Source organism: Agrilactobacillus fermenti (assembly GCF_021030645.1).
Classification (GTDB): domain Bacteria; phylum Bacillota; class Bacilli; order Lactobacillales; family Lactobacillaceae; genus Agrilactobacillus; species Agrilactobacillus fermenti.
In genome coordinates this window covers 1-18,541 of the sequence record NZ_JACGCJ010000017.1, presented here as the reverse complement: position 1 = coordinate 18,541, position 18,541 = coordinate 1, and the positions used below count along the sequence as shown (strand labels likewise).

Genomic DNA, 18,541 nt, shown 5'->3' with positions numbered 1-18,541 from the left:
TCACTTCTTTTGTTGATCTAATTGTTCCAATAAATGTTCATTATCTGCATGCCGATTGACTTCTGTCTCAGCGGCGACATTATGATCCAAGATACTGCCATCTTCTTCCAGAGAAAAGCGAACATTGTCTTCGATCCATCGCCGTCGAGGTGCCACTTTATCACCCATTAATGTGGTCACACGACGCTCTGCTAATTGAGCATCATTAATTTTAACTCGAATCAATGTTCGTGACTCAGGGTTCATTGTGGTGTCCCAAAGCTGGTCGGCATTCATTTCACCCAAACCTTTGAATCGTTGCAGACTGTAGCCACGCCCCATTTGCTTGATCTCATGTTCTAACTCTTCATCTGTCCACGCATAAACAATTTTAGTCTTATGTCCTTGTCCCTTTTGTAATTTGTACAATGGTGGTAAAGCAATATAAACACGACCATCCTCGATAAGCGGTCGCATATAGCGATAAAAGAATGTTAATAGCAAAATTTGAATGTGAGCACCGTCTGTATCTGCATCAGTCATAATAATGATCTTGTCGTAATTAGCGTCTGCCAATGTGAATTCAGGACCAACCCCAGCTCCGACGGTATGGATCATTGTATTGATTTCTTCATTATTTAAAATATCAGCAAGCTTTGCTTTTTGGGTATTCAAGACTTTCCCACGTAAAGGTAAAATTGCCTGAAATTTACGATCGCGGCCAGACTTAGCCGAACCACCGGCAGAATCACCCTCCACTAGATATAATTCATTACGACTCGCATCTTTGGACTGGGCTGGCGTTAACTTACCTGATAAGAGACTCTCACCCTTTTTTCGGCGTTTCCCATTTCGGCTCTCTTCCCGCGCTTTACGGGCTGCTTCACGTGCATCTCGAGCTTTAATGGCTTTTTTGACGAGCATTTGGCCGAAATCACCGTTCTCCATCAAATAATAGCTCATTTGTTCGGAAATGATCGTGTCCGTTGCCGTCCGAGCTTGTGGTGTACCTAGCTTACCCTTTGTTTGACCTTCAAATTGTAAGATTTCTTCGGGAATCCTAATTGACAAAACACCTGATAGACCTTCACGAACATCCGAGCCTTCTAAATTTTTGTCGCGCTCTTTAAGTAAATTAACTTTACGAGCATAATCGTTAAATGCCTTCGTCAGACCCGATTTCATCCCGGCTTCATGAGTGCCGCCGTCACCGGTCCGAACGTTATTCACGAAAGAGATAATATTTTCTGAATAACCATCATTATATTGGCCGGCGAATTCAATTTCCATGCCATCTTTTTGGCCTTCAAAGTAAAAAACTTTTCCAAGAGTATCTTTATCTTCATTTAGATAATTTACAAAAGCTTTAATACCATCTTCGTAGTGATAGACTTCAGCCTTATCAGTGCGTTCATCCGTAAGTGTGATCTTTACACCCTTTAAAAGAAAAGCAGATTCTCGTAAGCGTTCCGATAACGTATCAAAGCTAAAGTTAGTTGTTGTAAAAATTTCAGCATCTGGTTTAAATGTAATAGTTGTCCCATTAGGTGCATTAACTTTACCTAATTTTTTCAATGTTCCGACTGGATGGCCGCCATTTTCAAAACGTTCTTCAAAAGCCTGTTTATCACGCACTACGCGAACCGTCAGCCATTCAGATAAAGCATTGACAACAGAAGCCCCAACACCATGTAATCCACCAGAAGTTTTGTAAGTATTTTGCGTAAATTTACCACCCGCATGTAAAACCGTTAAAATCACTTCGATGGTGGGTACACCAGATTTGTGCATTCCCGTCGGCATACCGCGGCCGAAATCTTGGACTGTCAAACTACCATCCTTATGAATCGTTACGTTGATCTCATTACCAAAACCGGCGAGAGCTTCATCAACTGAGTTATCAACGATCTCATAAACCAAGTGGTGTAGGCCGCGGACATCTGTCGATCCAATATACATCCCGGGCCGTTTGCGGACAGCTTCAAGGCCTTCTAAGACCTGAATGGATTTATCATTATATTCATTGCTCTGAGCCATTAAATTCTACTCCTTCTCAAAAAGGGAACATATATTCCCGTAACATTAATAGCTTACGTAAATATCTTTAAAAATTCAAGTCTAAATTTATTTTCAGAAAAGTACATGCTACAATATAGCAGAACACTAGGAGGTAACGATGAAAATTGCACTGTTGTTTATTCTATCATATTTGTTAGGTTCAATCCCATCGGGTGTGATAATCGGTAAACTTTTCTATCAAAAGGATATTCGCCAGTATGGCAGCGGAAATATTGGTACAACTAATACTTTTCGCGTACTAGGTAAAATACCCGGCACAATTGTTTTAATACTGGATATTTTAAAAGGCACTCTGGGTACATTATTGCCTATTTTCGGCGGCTACCACGCACATTATTTGTTACTGATCTCCGGCATTTTAGCAGTTATTGGCCATTGCTACTCTATTTACTTGAGATTTAGCGGTGGTAAGGCTGTGGCAACAAGCGCTGGCGTTTTATTAGGCTATAATCCCAAATTCTTTTTGATCGCTATTTTAATTTTTTTAATTATTGTTTTGCTTAGCAGCATGGTTTCTGTTGCTAGTATTGTGGGCTCGGTTTTTGTTGTATTAACGTCATTATTGTTTAAAGACTATCTAATGACCGGCTTTCTTGCTTTATTAGCCGCTTTATTGATTTATCGGCATCGAGCTAACATCATTCGAATCAAAAATGGTAACGAAAGCATTGTCCCCTTTGGTCTAGTTTACCTATTAAGAAAACGTCATAGTGAACCTTGACTTGAATAAAGCATATCAAAATAAAGAAGCTGATCTAAGGTGTGGCTACCTTAAACTTATCAGCTTCTTTATTTATATCATTCTAATTATTTTCAAAATAAAGCAATGCGATAACGAGCAGTATAGTGCTCGTGCGGTGTTAATTTTCGAATCCCAACTTTATGCGTCAAATCGCCATCACTATTCACGCCGTCAGCAATGCCCCACCAAGGTTCAATACAAACAAAATCACCTTGCGTAGGGTACGCTGACCACACACCAACATAGGGGCCCTCGTTAACCATCAACTCCAAATAATGCTCGGATTGCTCCGTTTTAATCCGGAAAGTATCTCCCTTGCCCAATAATTCATAAATTAGCGCATCATCTTTGAATAAATCATGCGATAAAGCAATATCAGCATCCGTCGCAGCCAAGGTACGTGCTGAAAAATCGATCAAACCAGAAGCACCTAATGGTACTCGAATTCGAGATTTACGAGGTGAAAAATTCAAAAAATAATCCGTAAATTTAGTATCGGCTATAAAAGGGACTTTAAACCCGGGATGACCACCAACTGAATAATACAGTAAAGCATCATCGCTCGGGTTCTCAACCCGATAGCGTACCTTCAATAAGTTGTTGATCAGTGCATAGCGGATCGTTAGTTTAAAAGCAAATGGATACATTTTTCGAGTTTCAGCATTATCACGTAATTCAAAAATGATTTCTGTATCAGATTTAGCAACAATTTCAAAATCTTGATCGCGGGCAAAGCCATGCTGTGTCATATGATAAGTTTGTCCTTGATAAGTATACTGATCATCTTTTAACTTACCAACAATTGGAAAAAGCACTGGCGCTTTTCGGCCCCATATTTTAGGGTCACCTTGCCATAGATGTTCTATCTCTGCTGTTTTATTCCATAAACTCTGTAATTCCGCACCGTGTTCACTAACCTCAGCACGAATGAAATCATTTTCGATCGTGACCATACAAACCCCTCCGAAACATTAACAACACGTTTACTTTAAAGAATATAACGCGTCATATCTTTATTCTTGATAATATCACCAATTCGATCATCAACATACTTTTCAGTAATTGTAATGTCACCCATTTGCATATCAGGGCCCTCAAACAACACTTCTTCAAGAAGTTTTTCAAGAATTGTTGCCAAGCGACGTGCCCCAATATTGTCCGTCCCATGATTGACTTCAAATGCCGTAGCGGCAATTTTTTGAACAGCTTCTTTGGTGAAGGTCAACTTAACACCATCTACGCCTGTTAATGCCATATATTGTTTTAATAAGGCATTATCTGGTTCAGTTAAGATTCGGACAAAGTCAGCTTCTGTTAAATCATTTAATTCAACTCGAATTGGGAAACGGCCCTGTAATTCGGCAATTAAATCGCTTGGTTTAGATTCCGCAAAAGCGCCAGAAGCAATAAACAGAATATGATCGGTATTGATGGCACCATATTTCGTACTGATCTGAGAACCCTCCACGATTGGCAAAATGTCCCGTTGGACACCTTCACGTGAAACTTCACCAGAACTTTGTTTTTGTCCAGCAGTAATTTTATCGATTTCATCAATAAAAATAATTCCTGAAGCTTCTGCACGCTCAATCGCATCTTGATAAATATCATCGTGATTGACTAATTTATCAGCCTCTTGCTGAATCAAAATCTCTCGAGCCTCTTTAACTGGCAATGTTCGTTGAATTTGACGTTTCGGCATCATTGAGCCCAACATGTCACCCATATCTACGCCCATTTGCCCCATCATATCATTCATCGGACTAACTTTTTTAGGCTCATCCATGGTAATCGTAACATCACGATCTTCTAACAATCCCTTGTCCAATTGTTCTTTAACGGATAAGCGCTGATCGCGAATCTCATCAGTAACTTCTTCTTCAGGTTCTTGCGGCACTTGTTCATTACCCGATTGCAAGTTATTGAACATATTCATCATTTCTTGAAAGCCGTTTTGACGTTGTTCTTTTTTAATGCCGGGTACGAGTAATTTCACTAAACGCTTATCGGCTGCAGCTGCAGCAGTGGCACGAACTCTTTTGAACTGAATATCTTCTTCAATACGTACTGCCACATCCACCAAATCACGGACCATAGATTCGACATCTCGGCCGACATAACCGACTTCTGTAAATTTGGTTGCTTCAACCTTAACAAAGGGCGCGTTGACAATTTTAGCCAAACGACGTGCAATCTCAGTTTTACCAACACCGGTTGGGCCGATCATTAAAAGATTTTTAGGGGTGATCTCTTGTTGCATGTCCGCTGGTAACTGCATACGACGATAACGATTATATAAGGCAATAGCAACCGCTTTTTTGGCTTCGTTTTGGCCCACGATGTAATGGTCTAATTCAGCAACTATTTCTTTAGGTGTTTTATTTAATTCGTCCAACTTTTTCACTACTCCTCAAAATCATCCGCGATGACATTATGATTGGTAAAAATATCGATATCAGCAGCAATGTTAATAGCTTCAATAGCAATTTCTTTAGCAGACATGTCTTTAGCATGATGATTCATTGCAATTGCTGCTGCCTGAGCAAAATTGCCACCAGAACCAATAGCCACAACATTATCATCAGGGTCAATCACTTCACCATTACCAGAAATTACCAGCAAATTTTCCTTATCCATCGCGATCATCAAAGCTTCTAATTTTTGTAAGGTGGGATCCTTACGCCAATCTTGTGCCAATTCCACTGCGGAACGTTTTAAATCTCCAGAATAAGACTCTAACTTTTTTTCAAACCAGTCAGTCAACGTAAAAGCATCGGCCACACCACCTGCAAATCCAATGATTACTTGATTATTGTAAATTCGCCGTACCTTTTGCGCCGTACCCTTCATAATAAACTTTTCAGCCATAGTTACTTGACCATCACCTGCAATAGCTGTCTTATTGTCATGTCTTACTGCAACAATTGTTGTCATAATGAACCTCCGTCGTTATTATCGTTAATTTTTATTCAGTCCGTTGCTCGGGGAAAATATTTACGGTAGTCCTTTTGTAGATGCGTCATTGTCACATGCGTATAAATTTGAGTCGTTGCCAAACTTGCATGTCCTAACAACTCTTGAACCGTTCGCATATCTGCACCATTTTCTAACATCTGTGTCGCAAATGTATGCCGAATCATGTGTGGATGGATTCCAGATGTCAACGAGGTATGTTTGATCCGCTGATCTAAAATATATTCTAAACCACGCGTCGTTAAAGGTTGCCCACGTTGATTAATGAAAACAAAGTCATGCGTTGTTTCAAGATTAGCCACTTTACTATCTCTAACAGTTCGATAAGTCAGCAAAGCAGCTTTCGCATATCTTCCAAAGGGCACATAACGATCCTTATTGCCTTTACCGTGGATGAGTACGATCTGATTCTGCCAATCAAGCTGTGGTAAAGTTAATTGAACACATTCACTCGCACGCATACCTGTTGCGTAAAGCAGTTCAATTAAAGCGCGGTCACGCTTGTCCGCAAAAGTTTCTCCTTGAGTAGACTGTAATAATACCATCATTTCTTTGGGATAAAAGAATTCAGGTAAGCGTTTTTGCTTCTTTTTTGTGATGATGCCTGTAAATGGCGTCAGCTGAGTATAATCGTTTTCGTTTAGAAAATGATAAAATGTTCTCAAGCTAGATACCTTACGGGCAATACTATTTGGTGAAAGTTGTTTCTGATCTAATGTTTCTAAATAACTAGTCACGTCTAAACCATCGATTTTTTTGAATGATTTGGCGTGATCATTGATCGTTACAATTTGCATAAATTGTTTAATATCCAGCTGATAAGCCGCTATTGTTTTATCTGAATAATGGCGTTCAAATTGGAGAAAACCAACAAATTTTTCCAGCCAAGATAGTTCAAACATAAAAAGTCCCCCTCAGCTTGTCTAATTAAGCTTACCACAAGCTAAGCGGGGATGAAAAGGACTTCAGACGGATATTGACTGATCTAAATGTACTTGAATAAAGTCATCCAAATGATCCAATGCACGGTTAGCTAAGGCTAAATTACGTTCCTTTTTATCTCGAATCTTCTGCGCGAGTGGTGGCATGATACCAAAGTTAGCATTGATGGGTTGAAAATGCTTGGCAGCTGTATGGGTAATATAATAAGCCATTGCCCCCATCATTGTTTCTTCTGGAAAAATTTGGAGGTCTTTTCCAAGGGCTAAATTAGCAGCATTGATACCGGCAACTAAGCCACTTGCAGTTGATTCAACGTAGCCTTCCACACCTGTCATTTGGCCGGCAAAAAATAGACCAGCTTGTTTTTTAGATTGATAACTTTGCTGTAATACTTCCGGTGACTTCATAAAAGTATTACGATGCATGACCCCATAACGCACAATTTGAACGTTCTCTAACCCTGGAATCATTCGGAAAACACGTTTTTGCTCTCCCCATTTTAGATGGGTTTGAAAACCAACAATATTATATAGGCTCGCAGCGGCATTATCCTGCCGTAATTGAATCACAGCATATGGCCGCTTACCAGTTTTGGGATCCTCCAGACCAACTGGTTTCATGGGCCCAAAGAGCATTGTTTTAATACCGCGCTTAGCCATTACTTCAATCGGCATGCAACCCTCAAAATAGTTTTCTTTTTCAAAGTCATGACTCTCAGCTACTTCCGCATGGATCAAAGCGTCATAGAAAGCTTCAAACTCGGCTTTATCCATTGGACAATTTAGATAAGCAGCTTCGCCCTTGTCATAACGTGATTTTAAGTAAACTTTGTCCCGGTCGATCGTCTGGCCATCTAAGATTGGTGCAGCGGCATCATAAAAGTACAAACCATCTGACCCGTTTAGCGTTTCAATTCTATGGGCTAGACCACTTGCAGTCAACGGACCAGTTGCGACAACAGTGATGCCTTCAGGAAAATCATTTAATTCTTCATTAATAACCTCAATGTTAGGCAAACTTCTTAATTTAGCTGTGATCTCTTGTGAAAAAGGCTCTCGATCAACGGCCAATGCGCCACCAGCAGGGACACTATTATGATCTGCAGACTGCATCACAATGGAGTTCAAATGTCGCATTTCTTCTTTTAATAGACCGGATGCATTACTAATTTGATTTGCGCGCAGTGAGTTGGTACAAACTAACTCCGCAAAATTTCCCGTATGATGGGCTGGCGTCGTTGTTACTGGACGCATTTCATACAATTTAACATTAACGCCACGGCTCGCAATTTGCCAAGCAGCTTCACTACCTGCTAAGCCAGCACCGATAACGTTCACAAAAGGTTTTGCTGTCATACGAATCCCCGCCTAACTCTCTTTTTTTATGAATATATCTCCGTGAAATTATATCATATCAAAAATATTTAGAGAATGCATGCGATTACAAATATACTTTTTTAAGTAAAAAAACTAACCTTAGGCTAGATCACCTAACATTAGTTCGTTGTTGATACTGATTTGATTATTTTTGTAATTGCTCTTCGTAATCCCCATTTGGACAGAGGACTTGATGCCCACCTTTAACTTTCTTATCTACCAAGAAGTGCCCACATTTTGGACAATCACGCCCAACCGGTTTATCCCATGATACAAAATCACAATCGGGATAGCGGGAGCAGCCATAAAAAATCCGGTTTTTCTTAGACTTACGTTCAATAACCTGACCTTCATGGCATTTAGGACAAATCACACCGATTTCCTTGGTAATCGCTTTAGTATTCCGACAATCTGGAAAACGGCTGCAGGCATAAAATTTACCATAGCGGCCCATCTTGATCACCATCGGTGCGCCACAGATATCACAGTCAAAACCCGCTGGTTCATCTTTAATTTGGATTTTTTCAATTTTATCTTCTGCTTGTGCAACTTCTTTAGAAAACGGTTGATAATACTGGTCGACAACTTTGACCCATTGTTGCTGGCCTTCCTCGATCTCGTCCAGTTCATCCTCCAACTTAGCGGTAAAATCAACGTTAACGATGTCAGGGAAAAAGTCCTCGATCAATTCATCAACGATCTCACCTAATTCTGTCGGTTCAAAACTTTTACCATTCAAACGCACGTAATACCGGCGCTGTATGGTATCAATGGTTGGTGCATAAGTAGATGGCCGCCCAACACCATTTTCTTCCAACGATTTGACAAGACTTGCTTCACTATATCGAGCTGGTGGCTGCGTAAAATGCTGGGCTGGATCAGTTTTGGTCAGCTTGACTTTATCGCCCTCATTTAAATCAGGCAGTTCGTTGTCTTTAGATTCATCTCCTGTTTGGACATATAGCTTTGTAAAACCAGGAAATTTCATTTTTGACCCATTTGCTCTAAAGGTGACTTCATTTTGCATAATAGTTACAGTCATTGTATCTAGAACTGCCGGTGTCATTTGACTGGCAACGAATCTTGACCAAATTAATCGATACAATTTCATTTGGTCTTTGCTCAATACATCTTTCAGACTTTCTGGTGTCCGCATGACGGAGCTTGGTCGAATCGCTTCATGGGCATCTTGTGCCCCTTCAGGATTTTTAGTCTTACGGATTTTCACCGCCGCATAGGCTTCACCATAGGCCTCATGAATATACTGAGAAGCTTCATGTTTCGCTACAGTGGAAATCCGCGTTGAATCTGTCCGCATATAGGTAATTAAACCTACCGTGCCTTGACGGCCGCCCAAGTTGATACCTTCATATAATTGCTGGGCAACCATCATTGTTTTCCGCGTTTTGAAGTTTAATCGTCGATTAGCTTCTTGCTGCAGCGAACTCGTCGTAAAGGGCGCTGCCGGATAACGTTTTCGTTCTCTACGCAAAACCTTAGTAATATCAAAGTCCGCTTTTCGATCGATCTGTCCTAAAATTTCTTGGACAGTGTCATTATTAGGTAAAGCTTTTTTCTTATTTTTCAAGCCGTAAAAAGCAGCTTTAAACTTCTTTTGACCCTTTTTGAATTCACTATCAATCGTCCAATATTCTTCTGGTACAAAGGCTTTAATTGCTTTTTCACGATCTAAAATAAGTTTCAAAGCAATTGACTGGACTCGACCAGCACTTAAGCCTTTTTTAACTTTCTTCCATAGAATAGGACTGATCGAATAGCCTACAAGCCGATCTAAAATTCTCCGAGCTTGCTGCGCATCTACTAAGTTCATATCAATACTGCGTGGTTCTTTAAATGCATTTTTAACAGTGTCTTTAGTAATTTCATTAAAGACGACTCGATTTTTGCCTTTAGGATCTAAGTCTAATAGGTGTGATAAATGCCAAGCAATCGCTTCGCCTTCACGATCTGGATCGGCCGCTAAATAGACATGATCCGCTTTTTTTGCTTCTTTTTTTAATCCCTTGATAACATCGCCCTTGCCACGAATAGAGATATACTTAGGCTCGTAGTTATTTTCAATGTTAACACCCATTTGGCTTTTCGGCAGATCCCGAATATGTCCTAGGCTGGCAACAACTTTATAATTTTTCCCTAAATATTTTTCTATCGTTTTGGCTTTTGAGGGTGATTCTACAATGACCAAATTTTTAGCCATAGGTAAACTCCTCTCTCCTGTGTAACTAAACCGTAACACATCATATGCTATTCAATTTTGATTTGTCAAATCTTACCTATAATAAAAAAGATAGTTTACAAGGACCACACGATACACGCTTAAGGATAATAGGTCAAGTGCGATATGATGTCGGTGCTTTGGTGTACGGGAATGGCCCCTGCAGCTATTAAAGCATTAGCACCAGCGGATAAAGGCGAAAAAATACTCCCGGGCACTGCCAAAACATTACGATTAAATTCCAAAGCTAAATTGGCTGTGATCAAACTGCCGCTTTTTTCTTTAGCTTCGATCACTAATAACGCGTGACTCAAACCCGCGATAATCCGATTCCGCTGGGGAAAATAGTAACGCTTCGGCGCCCATAAATTATCATATTCCGATAATAATAATTGTTCTTTAGCCATTCTTTCCTGCAACGATTGGTTTTGTTTAGGATAATAATAATCTAGTCCGTTACCGATCACACCAGTCGTACTGAAATGATATTGTAAAGCTGTCTCATGCGCCAATCGGTCGATACCCTGTGCTAATCCAGAAATAACATTTATTGGGGATGCCAATGACCGTAGCAAACGCCGCAGTGCTTGCAACCCATATTCTGAATTATTGCGGGCACCAACCACACCCAAAGTTGGCTGCTGTAATTGTGCTAAATTGCCGCGGAAAAACAAAATAACCGGTGGATCATAAATTTCTTTCAACCGCTGAGGGTAATTTCTATCCGTCAATGCTAAAAAATCCTGGCGGTGCAAATGCTGCGCCACACTATCAATGATTTTCGGATCATTTAATTTTGCGGCTAATAATTGTTGCTTCGCAACATTGAAGTGTAAACACTCAGAAATCTCACTTAACGTCATATTTCTTTTAAAAAATTGCTGACTTAGTAAGTGTAATTTATAGAGTTGCAAATTGGTAAAACAATTTGTTAGTTTTAGTAATAAAAGGTAATCTGTTGTCAAAAAAAGAGCCTCCACGTTTTAATTAAATTACGCGAAGACAGCATTTCTTAATGTTTTAAATTACGCACCATTGATTTGATTGGCTCAAATGACTGGCGGTGAATTGGCGTGACACCCCTTTGTGCCAAACCTTGTAAATGTGCTTTGGTACCATAACCCATGTTTTTTTCAAAATCGTAACCTGGGTAAACACGGCCATATAGACCCATCAAATCATCACGAACGACTTTGGCCACAATACTGGCAGCCGCAATACTAATACTGCGTGCATCACCATGAATCAATTTTGTCTGTGGCACATCAACCGGCACATTCATGGCGTCCACCAATAGATGATCTGGCTGTGGTTTTAATTGAGATACCGCCCGGGCCATAGCCACCCGAGTTGCTTCATAAATATTTAGCCGGTCAATCAACTGATTATCTACATAACCGATTCGGACGCTTTTAGCTTGCGCCAAAATCTTAGGATATAAAGCTAGTCTTTTAGCATGACTTAATTGTTTAGAATCATTAACTTCATATAGGTCAAAACTGGGCATTAACTCAAGCGCACATGTGACCACCGGACCAGCTAATGGCCCTCGACCAACTTCGTCAATACCAGCCACGATTTGACCTTGTCGCCAAAAGCTTTGTTCCAATTGCGTGCGTTTCAGAAATTCGGTATATTGCAAAGCTGCTTTCTCTTGCTGCTGTTGATATTGCTTCAATGCAGCTTGAACGCCCTTGCGGGGATCATTGCGTAACATTTTTAGCACTTCAGGCGTTAGTGTGTGCCCTTTTAAATGGGCCTTAATCGCTTGCACTGATTGCTGCTGCCAGTCAATCATCTGTTGGCACCTCAGTTTCAGACGTTGGCGTCGGTATAACGTCCAATGTAACGCCACCGAAACGCCCTTTACGTAAATCATTGATCATTTTTTCAGAAAATTGATCATAATCATCTTTAAACCCATTTTTCTTTGTAAGTGTCAATAATAGGCCAGCATTGTCGCGCTCAAAATCAGCTGCCTGCAAATGATAGGTTTGCTGTAATTGGGCTTGATAACGTTGCCGCAAAAGATCCAACCCAAACAAAGCCACATCGTCAGCATGAAAAATACTATCTTTAATCGAGCCTAACAAAGCCAATTTCATCCCAGTATCAGGATCCTCAAATTTGGGCCAAAGAATCCCTGGCGTATCAAGTACTTCAAAACTATCACTGACTTTAAGCCACTGCTGATTTTTAGTCACTCCAGGTTTATTCCCGGTCTTGGCAATATTTTTTTGGACTAAACGATTCAAAACTGTCGATTTTCCGACGTTAGGAATACCAATACACATGGCGCGTAATTTAACGATTTTTAAGCCCTTTGCTTGTTGCCGGGTAATTTTTGTTGCCAAGATCTGTCGCACTGTTTTTTCAATTTGTGGCAGCCTGGACTTGTGCTGCGCATCGATGGCAATAGCTGGTAAATCATGCTTTTGATAATAGTCTAACCAAGCGGCTGTTTGCTTTTTATCGGCCAAATCAGCTTTATTCAAAACTAACAACCTGGGCTTGTCTGCTATGATTTCATCCATCATTGGGTTTCGGGAACTTTCCGGGATACGCGCATCAACAATTTCCAATACGATATCTACTAATTTTAATTTTTCCTGCACTTGATTACGTGCCTTTGCCATGTGGCCGGGGAACCATTGAATTGTCATGTTTGCAACTTCCTTATATATTAATATATTTATTCAACGAAACATTTTACGAACGTATAAATTTAAGACGTCGTAAAACATTATCTGTGAATCCTGCATGATATGCAAGTATATGTGGATTATGATTTACATTCTAATACATTCTAAATATTTTCAAAAAGGGGGCCGGGACAAAACTAATGTTTTGTCTACGGCCCCGATTATTTCACGAACGATTGTATCTTAAACGTGTTCCAAAAGGCAACAACCTCACTCAACGACGAATGACTCAAATGGAAAGTCCACCATTTTTCGTAATTCTTGTTGGTGCTCAGGCGCTGGACGCCTTTTGTCCCACTCTCCTTCTATCACATTAAAAGTGTTATTAAATTAGCTTAACTCTCATTTCAGCTTTGCAGTTAGTGTTGCTATTGCCTGTTTATAAGCATTATCATTTTTGCCTATCAACTGGCTTAATGCCTCAGTCAAACGCCGATTAGTCGTGGGATCCATTTCACCAGATACTGGTATTTGATAATCGTTTTGGAATTGTTTCACCGCATCCAACGTACTCTGATCATAAACGCCATTTGTTTGGTCCAATGGATAACCTAATGCTTGCAAACTCTTCTGAATTGTAATGATTGTTCGCGAACTATCTCCCGACTTGTACGTTTTTTCAACATCAAAAGTTGATAAATAAGCATAATCTGGATACTTAGCCACAATTGTTGGCTGCACACCCTTCTTGTTGATCCAATGACCATCCGGTGTTAACCAGCGCGCGGTGGTAATTTTCATTTCACTATCATGGCCTAAATCACTAACAGTTTGGACTGTCCCTTTCCCAAAAGAAGTTGTCCCGATGATTTGATCTCCGGCTGACTCTTTCAAAGCACTTGCAAAAATCTCAGAAGCGCTGGCAGAATCTTCATCAACCAGTACGACGGTTGGCTCCGTGACCTTAAATCCATCATCATACGTCTTACCAGCGGTGAATCGTTCAGGCTTACTATCTCGTTGTTGGACTTGCATGATTGTCTGCCCGTTCTTTAAAAACATACTAGCTGAAGCTAAAGCCGTTGGCAAAGTTCCACCAGGATTGCCACGCAAGTCGATTACAAAAGATTTAGCACCTTGAGTACGCAGCTTTTTAATCGTTTGCTTTAATTCTTTAGCCGTTGGTTCAGAGAAAGTGCTGATCTGAATGTTCCCGATTTGTTTATTATCTGAATCAAGCTTACCAGAAACTGTTTTAACTGGAATCTTAGCTCGCGTTAAAGTCACGTCAAATTGCCGGTCGTCACGCTTGAGCGTTAATTTAACTTTAGTTCCGATCTTACCGCGAATTTTACTAACGACTTTAGAAACACCAAGATTTTTAGCTGACTGACCATCGATTGCCAGAATAATATCGCCGGTCTTTAATCCCGCCTTCTTTGCTGGTGTATCTTTGACCGGTGCATCCACGGCCACATAATTGCCAGATTGTTTCACGGAAGCTCCAATACCACCAAAGCTCGCTGAAATAGTCGTATTCAAATCACTGGCATCCTCTTTAGGTAAATACTCAGAAAATTGATCGCCCAAACTTTGAACCATGCCATTGACCGCACCATCGATCAACTTTTCACTATTGACCGGGCGATAATAATTCTGCTTGATGGTTTGATAAACAGTACTGATTTTATTAAAGCCACTGCTGTTCTGGCCAGTTGGCGCCATTAAAGTTCGACTTATTAGAAAAAAGCCTACAATGATCGTTAAAAAGACCCCGATCAAAAAGGCAAGTATCCCTACGAAAATCGGCACAAATCTGGATACCGTCTTCTTTTGCTTTTTTTGGTTATTTTGTTTTGGTTCGTCAGCCAATATATTCGCCTCATCAATTAAAGTTTATTTAATGCTTGATATTCTGTAAAAGCTTGGTCAAAAACAGCCATATTGGGCAGATAATTGCCATTTAATTCTAAATAATCGGAAATCTCATGATAATCCTCTGACTGTTTTGGAAAACTCTGATCAAAAAAAGCACTGTTGGCAAAATGAGCTAATTCATCTTTACCATTTGGATTACGCTGTGTCATTAGCCACTGATAAAAGCTGCGTTTCATCTATTGCTACACCCCTAATCATTGTTGGGAAAGAAAACGTTAAATTCAATTTTATCCTGTTTCAAATCAATCCTTTTAGCAGTGAATTGCATGCCATTCTCCAGCTTAAATTGATTCAATCGTAAATTGATCGTCTGCTTATTTTGATTGACTACGACCCACTTCGGCAGTTTAAAATTATGGGCAATATAGCCCATGACAAAACTTAACGGCAAATCTAGTTGCCCCACAGCTAGACTGCGGGCTTTGAGCTGTACATCACCATTTGTCAGTACATAAGGGTCACACACCAACGAAAAGCTTACTGGCCGACCTAAAAATTCAATCGTACTACGAACTGTGGCGTGATCATCCAACTGAAAGGCGTACTTCATTTTCTGATCTTTTAACTGGTTATTTAAATAATATTTGACAAAACCATTCATTTGCTTTTTATTGAAAGTCACTGAAAAGGCTTCGTTATTTTGAATCAACTGTTCTCGAGCAGGTGGTTGCACTGGCCTCAGGGCTTTAAAAGTCACAAAAAGACCGCCACAAATCAATAAAATGACCAATGTAAAAAATGCAATCATCCAAAAATTATGCCGCCGCGGTTGTTTTACGCTCATACTTACTTCAAACTCCTACTGTTCTTGATATAACCATTGAGACTCATGTTTATCCATAACTTTATATAAAGCATTGGTCATCAATTCATAACCAACATGATTGGGATGAAAATGATCTTTTTTATATAAATACGGATTCAAAAGTTCCTGGTCTTTTTTCTTTTCACTAGCTTTAACAGTTGTGTGCTGATTAGCGTCTTTAATACGTCGTGCCACTGCCTTTTGGGTTTTTTTACTGCCTTTTGACAGCAATTGATCCACCGAAACAAAATAAACATCCTCTTGGGCTTTAATTGCTGTTTTGGTGATGTCATTCCAATCCCCAACGACCGCTTGCATCGTTGTCACTGTTGGCAGTAAAACATAAAAAGGATTATAGATCCCGAAAACAAAAATAGGCGCATGAGCATTGCTTTGCCGCAATTGATCAATAATTTGTGTCAGATTGCTAGCTGCTAACTGAGCTTGCTGTAAAACTGCCTTTTTTGTCACATTAAGCGGATCTTTTTGCACCACATGCATAATATCATTGCCGCCTAAGGTCAAAATAATGGCATCTGCTTGAGCAGCATCAGCCGCAATTTTAGGATCACTTTTAACTCGGGTCAATATTTGCGTGCTTGTATTGCCACCAACACCAAAATTACGCGTCGCCACTTTAACTTTCGGATGATGCTTTTTAATTGTCTGCTTAATTAACCCGACGTAGCCTTGATTCTTGGTGCCATCGCCCACACCTTGGGTCAAAGAGTCCCCAATTGCTGTAATGTGGATATTTTGCTTAATTACCGACTTGGCTTTTTTGGCAGCCATTACTGTGCTATTAGTACAATTGTTACTAGGTGTCGTCACAAAACTGGCGATGCCTACTAAAAAGGCAGCCAAAGCAGTAATTAAAATCGAACTGATATTGAATTTTTTCATAGTGACATCACCTCCTAAGTAAATGAAACGTCAGTCTGTGTAATACATCAGTGCAAAAGCCCCAGGCCCAGCATGCGTTGCAATGACAGGATCAGTACTGCGAATTAGAATATGAACTTGTGGTAGTTCCGCTTTGATCTTCGCCTCAATTTCTTGGGCAACGTCCAAGCCAGCCGCATGAGAGATACCAATGCCCTTGATGTGCGGCACTTGTTTCAATTTGGCGATCACCTTATCAATATATTTCATAATTGTCTTCATCCCGCGGCCCTTGCTGACAACTTCAAGCTGACCGTCTTTTAAGGTTAAAACAATTTTGATATTCAACAAACCTGAGATCATCCCAGACACGCGGGAAATACGTCCACCCTTAACTAGATTCGTCAAGTCACGGACACCCATGATCAACTCAGTCTTTGTCTTGATTTGTTCAATTGCTGGTATGATCTCTTGAACTGAAGCACCAGATTCAGCCATTTGCGCAGCCTCAAGAACTTGAAAGGCCATCGCCCGATCTGTATATTGACTATCTATGACCGTGACATCTGCGCGCGAAATCTGAGCTGCTTGCCGTGCGGCATTAACTGTCCCACTTATCGTTTCCGTCATATGAATCGCCAAAATTGGACTACCATCTACTGCCAACCGATCAAAAGTGTCAATAAAAGTGCCAACAGAGGGCTGACTGGTTGTTGGCAGATTATCTGCTTGAGCCATTCTTTTCATAAATTCTTCTCGGGTGATATCTTTATCATCAATATAAGACTGACCATCAATTTCAATCGTCAGTGGTACCACCGTGATTTGATACTTTTCAATTTCTTCTGGAGTTAACTGAACAGATGAGTCTGTTACAACTTTAACTGTGCTCATACAAACACTGCCTTTCAACAATCATATCATCAATTTTTTTATGGTTAATATTAAAATATTCGCTCTTTATTTAATTTTAACATGTGCTTCTAAGTTTATCCGCCTAAAAGCCATCGAGCAACTATATTTTAGGTTTTTTTTGAGGAAACAGCCTTTTATTTTATAATGGTGTTAAGATAAATATAACTTAAATAGATTATGATTTTTATTTTAAAAATAATTATCTACTAGGAGGTTGCTTATGCGCCAACCAATTTTCCGTGAAAGAACCAATTGGAGTAAAAAATATCAAATCGTTAATGAAGTCCTAAATGCCGTGACTCACGGAATTGCTGTCGGCCTTGCCATCTTTGGCCTAATTGTACTATTACTCAAAGGCATCCGCGAAAGCAGCCCTTTAGCCATTGTATCGTACGCAATCTATGGCGGGTCTATGATCATTTTATACCTATCTTCAACCCTTTTTCACAGCTTGATCTTTACTAAAGCCAAACATGTCTTCCAAATATTCGATCACTCTAGCATCTTTTTATTGATTGCAGGTACCTACACCCCGTATTGTTTACTTGCCATTAAGGGTGCTTTGGGGTGGAGCCTTTTCGGTGTCATTTGGACAATTGGGATTGCTGGCATCCTGTACAAAATCTTCAACGTTGGCCGTTTTAAAAACGCTGAAACAGTAATTTATATCGTGATGGGCTGGTTAGTTGTCCTTGCCATGCGACCATTATATTTGGCCATGGGCTTTCAGGGTGTTTTACTCTTGATTCTCGGCGGCTTAGCGTTTACTGTTGGTGCTTTAATTTATAGTTTAAGAGGATTGCCTTTTATCCACGTAATCTGGCATTTGTTTGTAATCCTGGGTAGCGGGTTAATGTATTTTTCAATTTTGCTATATATCAAGTAAATATTTTTCACAATACAAGGAGGAGGCTGGGACATAAGCCACGCAAAATAAAATAATCGTAGTTTTCAGACTGATATTGAATCTGAAAACCACGATTATTTTTTTAACGATTGATTTTCTAAAAATAACATTGACTTTGAGGGTCA

17 protein-coding genes are annotated in these 18,541 nt (G+C 40.0%); 2 read left to right on the top strand and 15 right to left on the bottom strand.

Annotation, left to right across the window (positions count from 1 at the left end; translation table 11 throughout):
• A complete protein-coding gene (parE, locus tag FHQ08_RS07505) occupies positions 1 to 2,016 on the bottom strand; it encodes a DNA topoisomerase IV subunit B (RefSeq protein ID WP_230913790.1) in 2,016 nt (671 codons plus the stop codon).
• A gap of 139 nt (positions 2,017 to 2,155) precedes the next feature.
• Here parE and plsY point away from each other — a divergent pair, with 139 nt between their 5' ends.
• Positions 2,156 to 2,779, top strand: coding sequence for a glycerol-3-phosphate 1-O-acyltransferase PlsY (gene plsY / locus FHQ08_RS07500; RefSeq protein ID WP_230913789.1), 624 nt, complete (start codon positions 2,156 to 2,158; stop codon positions 2,777 to 2,779).
• A 92-nt stretch (positions 2,780 to 2,871) separates the two neighbouring features.
• Here plsY and FHQ08_RS07495 read toward each other — a convergent pair whose 3' ends face one another.
• The 14 genes from FHQ08_RS07495 to FHQ08_RS07430 all read right to left on the bottom strand — a co-directional run bounded on the left by FHQ08_RS07495 (position 2,872) and on the right by FHQ08_RS07430 (position 17,488).
• Positions 2,872 to 3,753, bottom strand: coding sequence for an aldose 1-epimerase family protein (locus FHQ08_RS07495; protein ID WP_230913788.1), 882 nt, complete (start codon positions 3,751 to 3,753; stop codon positions 2,872 to 2,874).
• A gap of 35 nt (positions 3,754 to 3,788) precedes the next feature.
• Positions 3,789 to 5,195, bottom strand: a complete 1,407-nt coding sequence (hslU, locus tag FHQ08_RS07490) for an ATP-dependent protease ATPase subunit HslU (RefSeq protein ID WP_230913787.1) — start codon at positions 5,193 to 5,195, stop codon at positions 3,789 to 3,791.
• A gap of 8 nt (positions 5,196 to 5,203) precedes the next feature.
• Complete coding sequence (gene hslV / locus FHQ08_RS07485) at positions 5,204 to 5,734, bottom strand: ATP-dependent protease subunit HslV (RefSeq protein ID WP_230913786.1); 531 nt, start codon at positions 5,732 to 5,734, stop codon at positions 5,204 to 5,206.
• 35 nt (positions 5,735 to 5,769) lie between these two features.
• Positions 5,770 to 6,675 carry a tyrosine recombinase XerC gene (locus FHQ08_RS07480; protein ID WP_230913785.1) on the bottom strand — a complete coding sequence of 302 codons (906 nt, stop codon included), beginning with the start codon at positions 6,673 to 6,675 and terminating at the stop codon, positions 5,770 to 5,772.
• A 63-nt stretch (positions 6,676 to 6,738) separates the two neighbouring features.
• The gene (trmFO, locus tag FHQ08_RS07475; protein WP_230913784.1) at positions 6,739 to 8,070 is read right to left on the bottom strand and encodes a methylenetetrahydrofolate--tRNA-(uracil(54)-C(5))-methyltransferase (FADH(2)-oxidizing) TrmFO; all 1,332 of its coding nucleotides are present in this window, start codon (positions 8,068 to 8,070) and stop codon (positions 6,739 to 6,741) included.
• A 166-nt stretch (positions 8,071 to 8,236) separates the two neighbouring features.
• Entirely contained in the window at positions 8,237 to 10,309 is a 2,073-nt protein-coding gene (gene topA, locus FHQ08_RS07470; protein ID WP_230913783.1) for a type I DNA topoisomerase, read from the bottom strand.
• 119 nt (positions 10,310 to 10,428) lie between these two features.
• Entirely contained in the window at positions 10,429 to 11,292 is an 864-nt protein-coding gene (dprA, locus tag FHQ08_RS07465; protein ID WP_230913782.1) for a DNA-processing protein DprA, read from the bottom strand.
• Positions 11,293 to 11,339: 47 nt separating this feature from the next.
• Entirely contained in the window at positions 11,340 to 12,125 is a 786-nt protein-coding gene (locus FHQ08_RS07460) for a ribonuclease HII (protein WP_230913781.1), read from the bottom strand.
• Positions 12,118 to 12,990 (bottom strand): ribosome biogenesis GTPase YlqF, encoded by an 873-nt coding sequence (gene ylqF / locus FHQ08_RS07455; protein ID WP_230913780.1) that lies wholly within the window; start codon positions 12,988 to 12,990, stop codon positions 12,118 to 12,120. Before ylqF ends, FHQ08_RS07460 begins: the two co-directional genes overlap by 8 nt.
• Positions 12,991 to 13,371: 381 nt before the next feature.
• Positions 13,372 to 14,841: a S41 family peptidase gene (locus tag FHQ08_RS07450; RefSeq protein WP_230913779.1), complete on the bottom strand. Its 1,470-nt coding sequence runs from the start codon at positions 14,839 to 14,841 to the stop codon at positions 13,372 to 13,374.
• A 17-nt stretch (positions 14,842 to 14,858) separates the two neighbouring features.
• Positions 14,859 to 15,083: a YozE family protein gene (locus FHQ08_RS07445; protein ID WP_230913778.1), complete on the bottom strand. Its 225-nt coding sequence runs from the start codon at positions 15,081 to 15,083 to the stop codon at positions 14,859 to 14,861.
• Positions 15,084 to 15,097: 14 nt separating this feature from the next.
• Positions 15,098 to 15,691, bottom strand: coding sequence for a YpmS family protein (locus FHQ08_RS07440; RefSeq protein WP_230913777.1), 594 nt, complete (start codon positions 15,689 to 15,691; stop codon positions 15,098 to 15,100).
• Positions 15,692 to 15,706: 15 nt separating this feature from the next.
• Positions 15,707 to 16,615, bottom strand: a complete 909-nt coding sequence (locus FHQ08_RS07435; RefSeq protein WP_230913776.1) for a GDSL-type esterase/lipase family protein — start codon at positions 16,613 to 16,615, stop codon at positions 15,707 to 15,709.
• Between the two features lie 30 nt (positions 16,616 to 16,645).
• Complete coding sequence (locus FHQ08_RS07430; RefSeq protein WP_230913775.1) at positions 16,646 to 17,488, bottom strand: DegV family protein; 843 nt, start codon at positions 17,486 to 17,488, stop codon at positions 16,646 to 16,648.
• A gap of 241 nt (positions 17,489 to 17,729) precedes the next feature.
• Here FHQ08_RS07430 and trhA point away from each other — a divergent pair, with 241 nt between their 5' ends.
• Positions 17,730 to 18,395 (top strand): PAQR family membrane homeostasis protein TrhA, encoded by a 666-nt coding sequence (gene trhA, locus FHQ08_RS07425; RefSeq protein WP_230913774.1) that lies wholly within the window; start codon positions 17,730 to 17,732, stop codon positions 18,393 to 18,395.
• Positions 18,396 to 18,541: the final 146 nt, after the last annotated feature.

What these genes read in the sequence shown, in the direction of transcription:
- topA (WP_230913783.1), bottom strand. Translation starts at nt 10,309, where the DNA reads ATGGCTAAAAATTTGGTCATTGTAGAATCACCCTCAAAAGCCAAAACG.
- FHQ08_RS07480 (WP_230913785.1), bottom strand. Translation starts at nt 6,675, where the DNA reads ATGTTTGAACTATCTTGGCTGGAAAAATTTGTTGGTTTTCTCCAATTT.
- parE (WP_230913790.1), bottom strand. Translation starts at nt 2,016, where the DNA reads ATGGCTCAGAGCAATGAATATAATGATAAATCCATTCAGGTCTTAGAA.
- FHQ08_RS07430 (WP_230913775.1), bottom strand. Translation starts at nt 17,488, where the DNA reads ATGAGCACAGTTAAAGTTGTAACAGACTCATCTGTTCAGTTAACTCCA.
- trmFO (WP_230913784.1), bottom strand. Translation starts at nt 8,070, where the DNA reads ATGACAGCAAAACCTTTTGTGAACGTTATCGGTGCTGGCTTAGCAGGT.
- FHQ08_RS07435 (WP_230913776.1), bottom strand. Translation starts at nt 16,615, where the DNA reads ATGAAAAAATTCAATATCAGTTCGATTTTAATTACTGCTTTGGCTGCC.
- FHQ08_RS07440 (WP_230913777.1), bottom strand. Translation starts at nt 15,691, where the DNA reads ATGAGCGTAAAACAACCGCGGCGGCATAATTTTTGGATGATTGCATTT.
- plsY (WP_230913789.1), top strand. Translation starts at nt 2,156, where the DNA reads ATGAAAATTGCACTGTTGTTTATTCTATCATATTTGTTAGGTTCAATC.
- FHQ08_RS07460 (WP_230913781.1), bottom strand. Translation starts at nt 12,125, where the DNA reads ATGATTGACTGGCAGCAGCAATCAGTGCAAGCGATTAAGGCCCATTTA.
- FHQ08_RS07495 (WP_230913788.1), bottom strand. Translation starts at nt 3,753, where the DNA reads ATGGTCACGATCGAAAATGATTTCATTCGTGCTGAGGTTAGTGAACAC.
- trhA (WP_230913774.1), top strand. Translation starts at nt 17,730, where the DNA reads ATGCGCCAACCAATTTTCCGTGAAAGAACCAATTGGAGTAAAAAATAT.
- ylqF (WP_230913780.1), bottom strand. Translation starts at nt 12,990, where the DNA reads ATGACAATTCAATGGTTCCCCGGCCACATGGCAAAGGCACGTAATCAA.
- hslV (WP_230913786.1), bottom strand. Translation starts at nt 5,734, where the DNA reads ATGACAACAATTGTTGCAGTAAGACATGACAATAAGACAGCTATTGCA.
- FHQ08_RS07445 (WP_230913778.1), bottom strand. Translation starts at nt 15,083, where the DNA reads ATGAAACGCAGCTTTTATCAGTGGCTAATGACACAGCGTAATCCAAAT.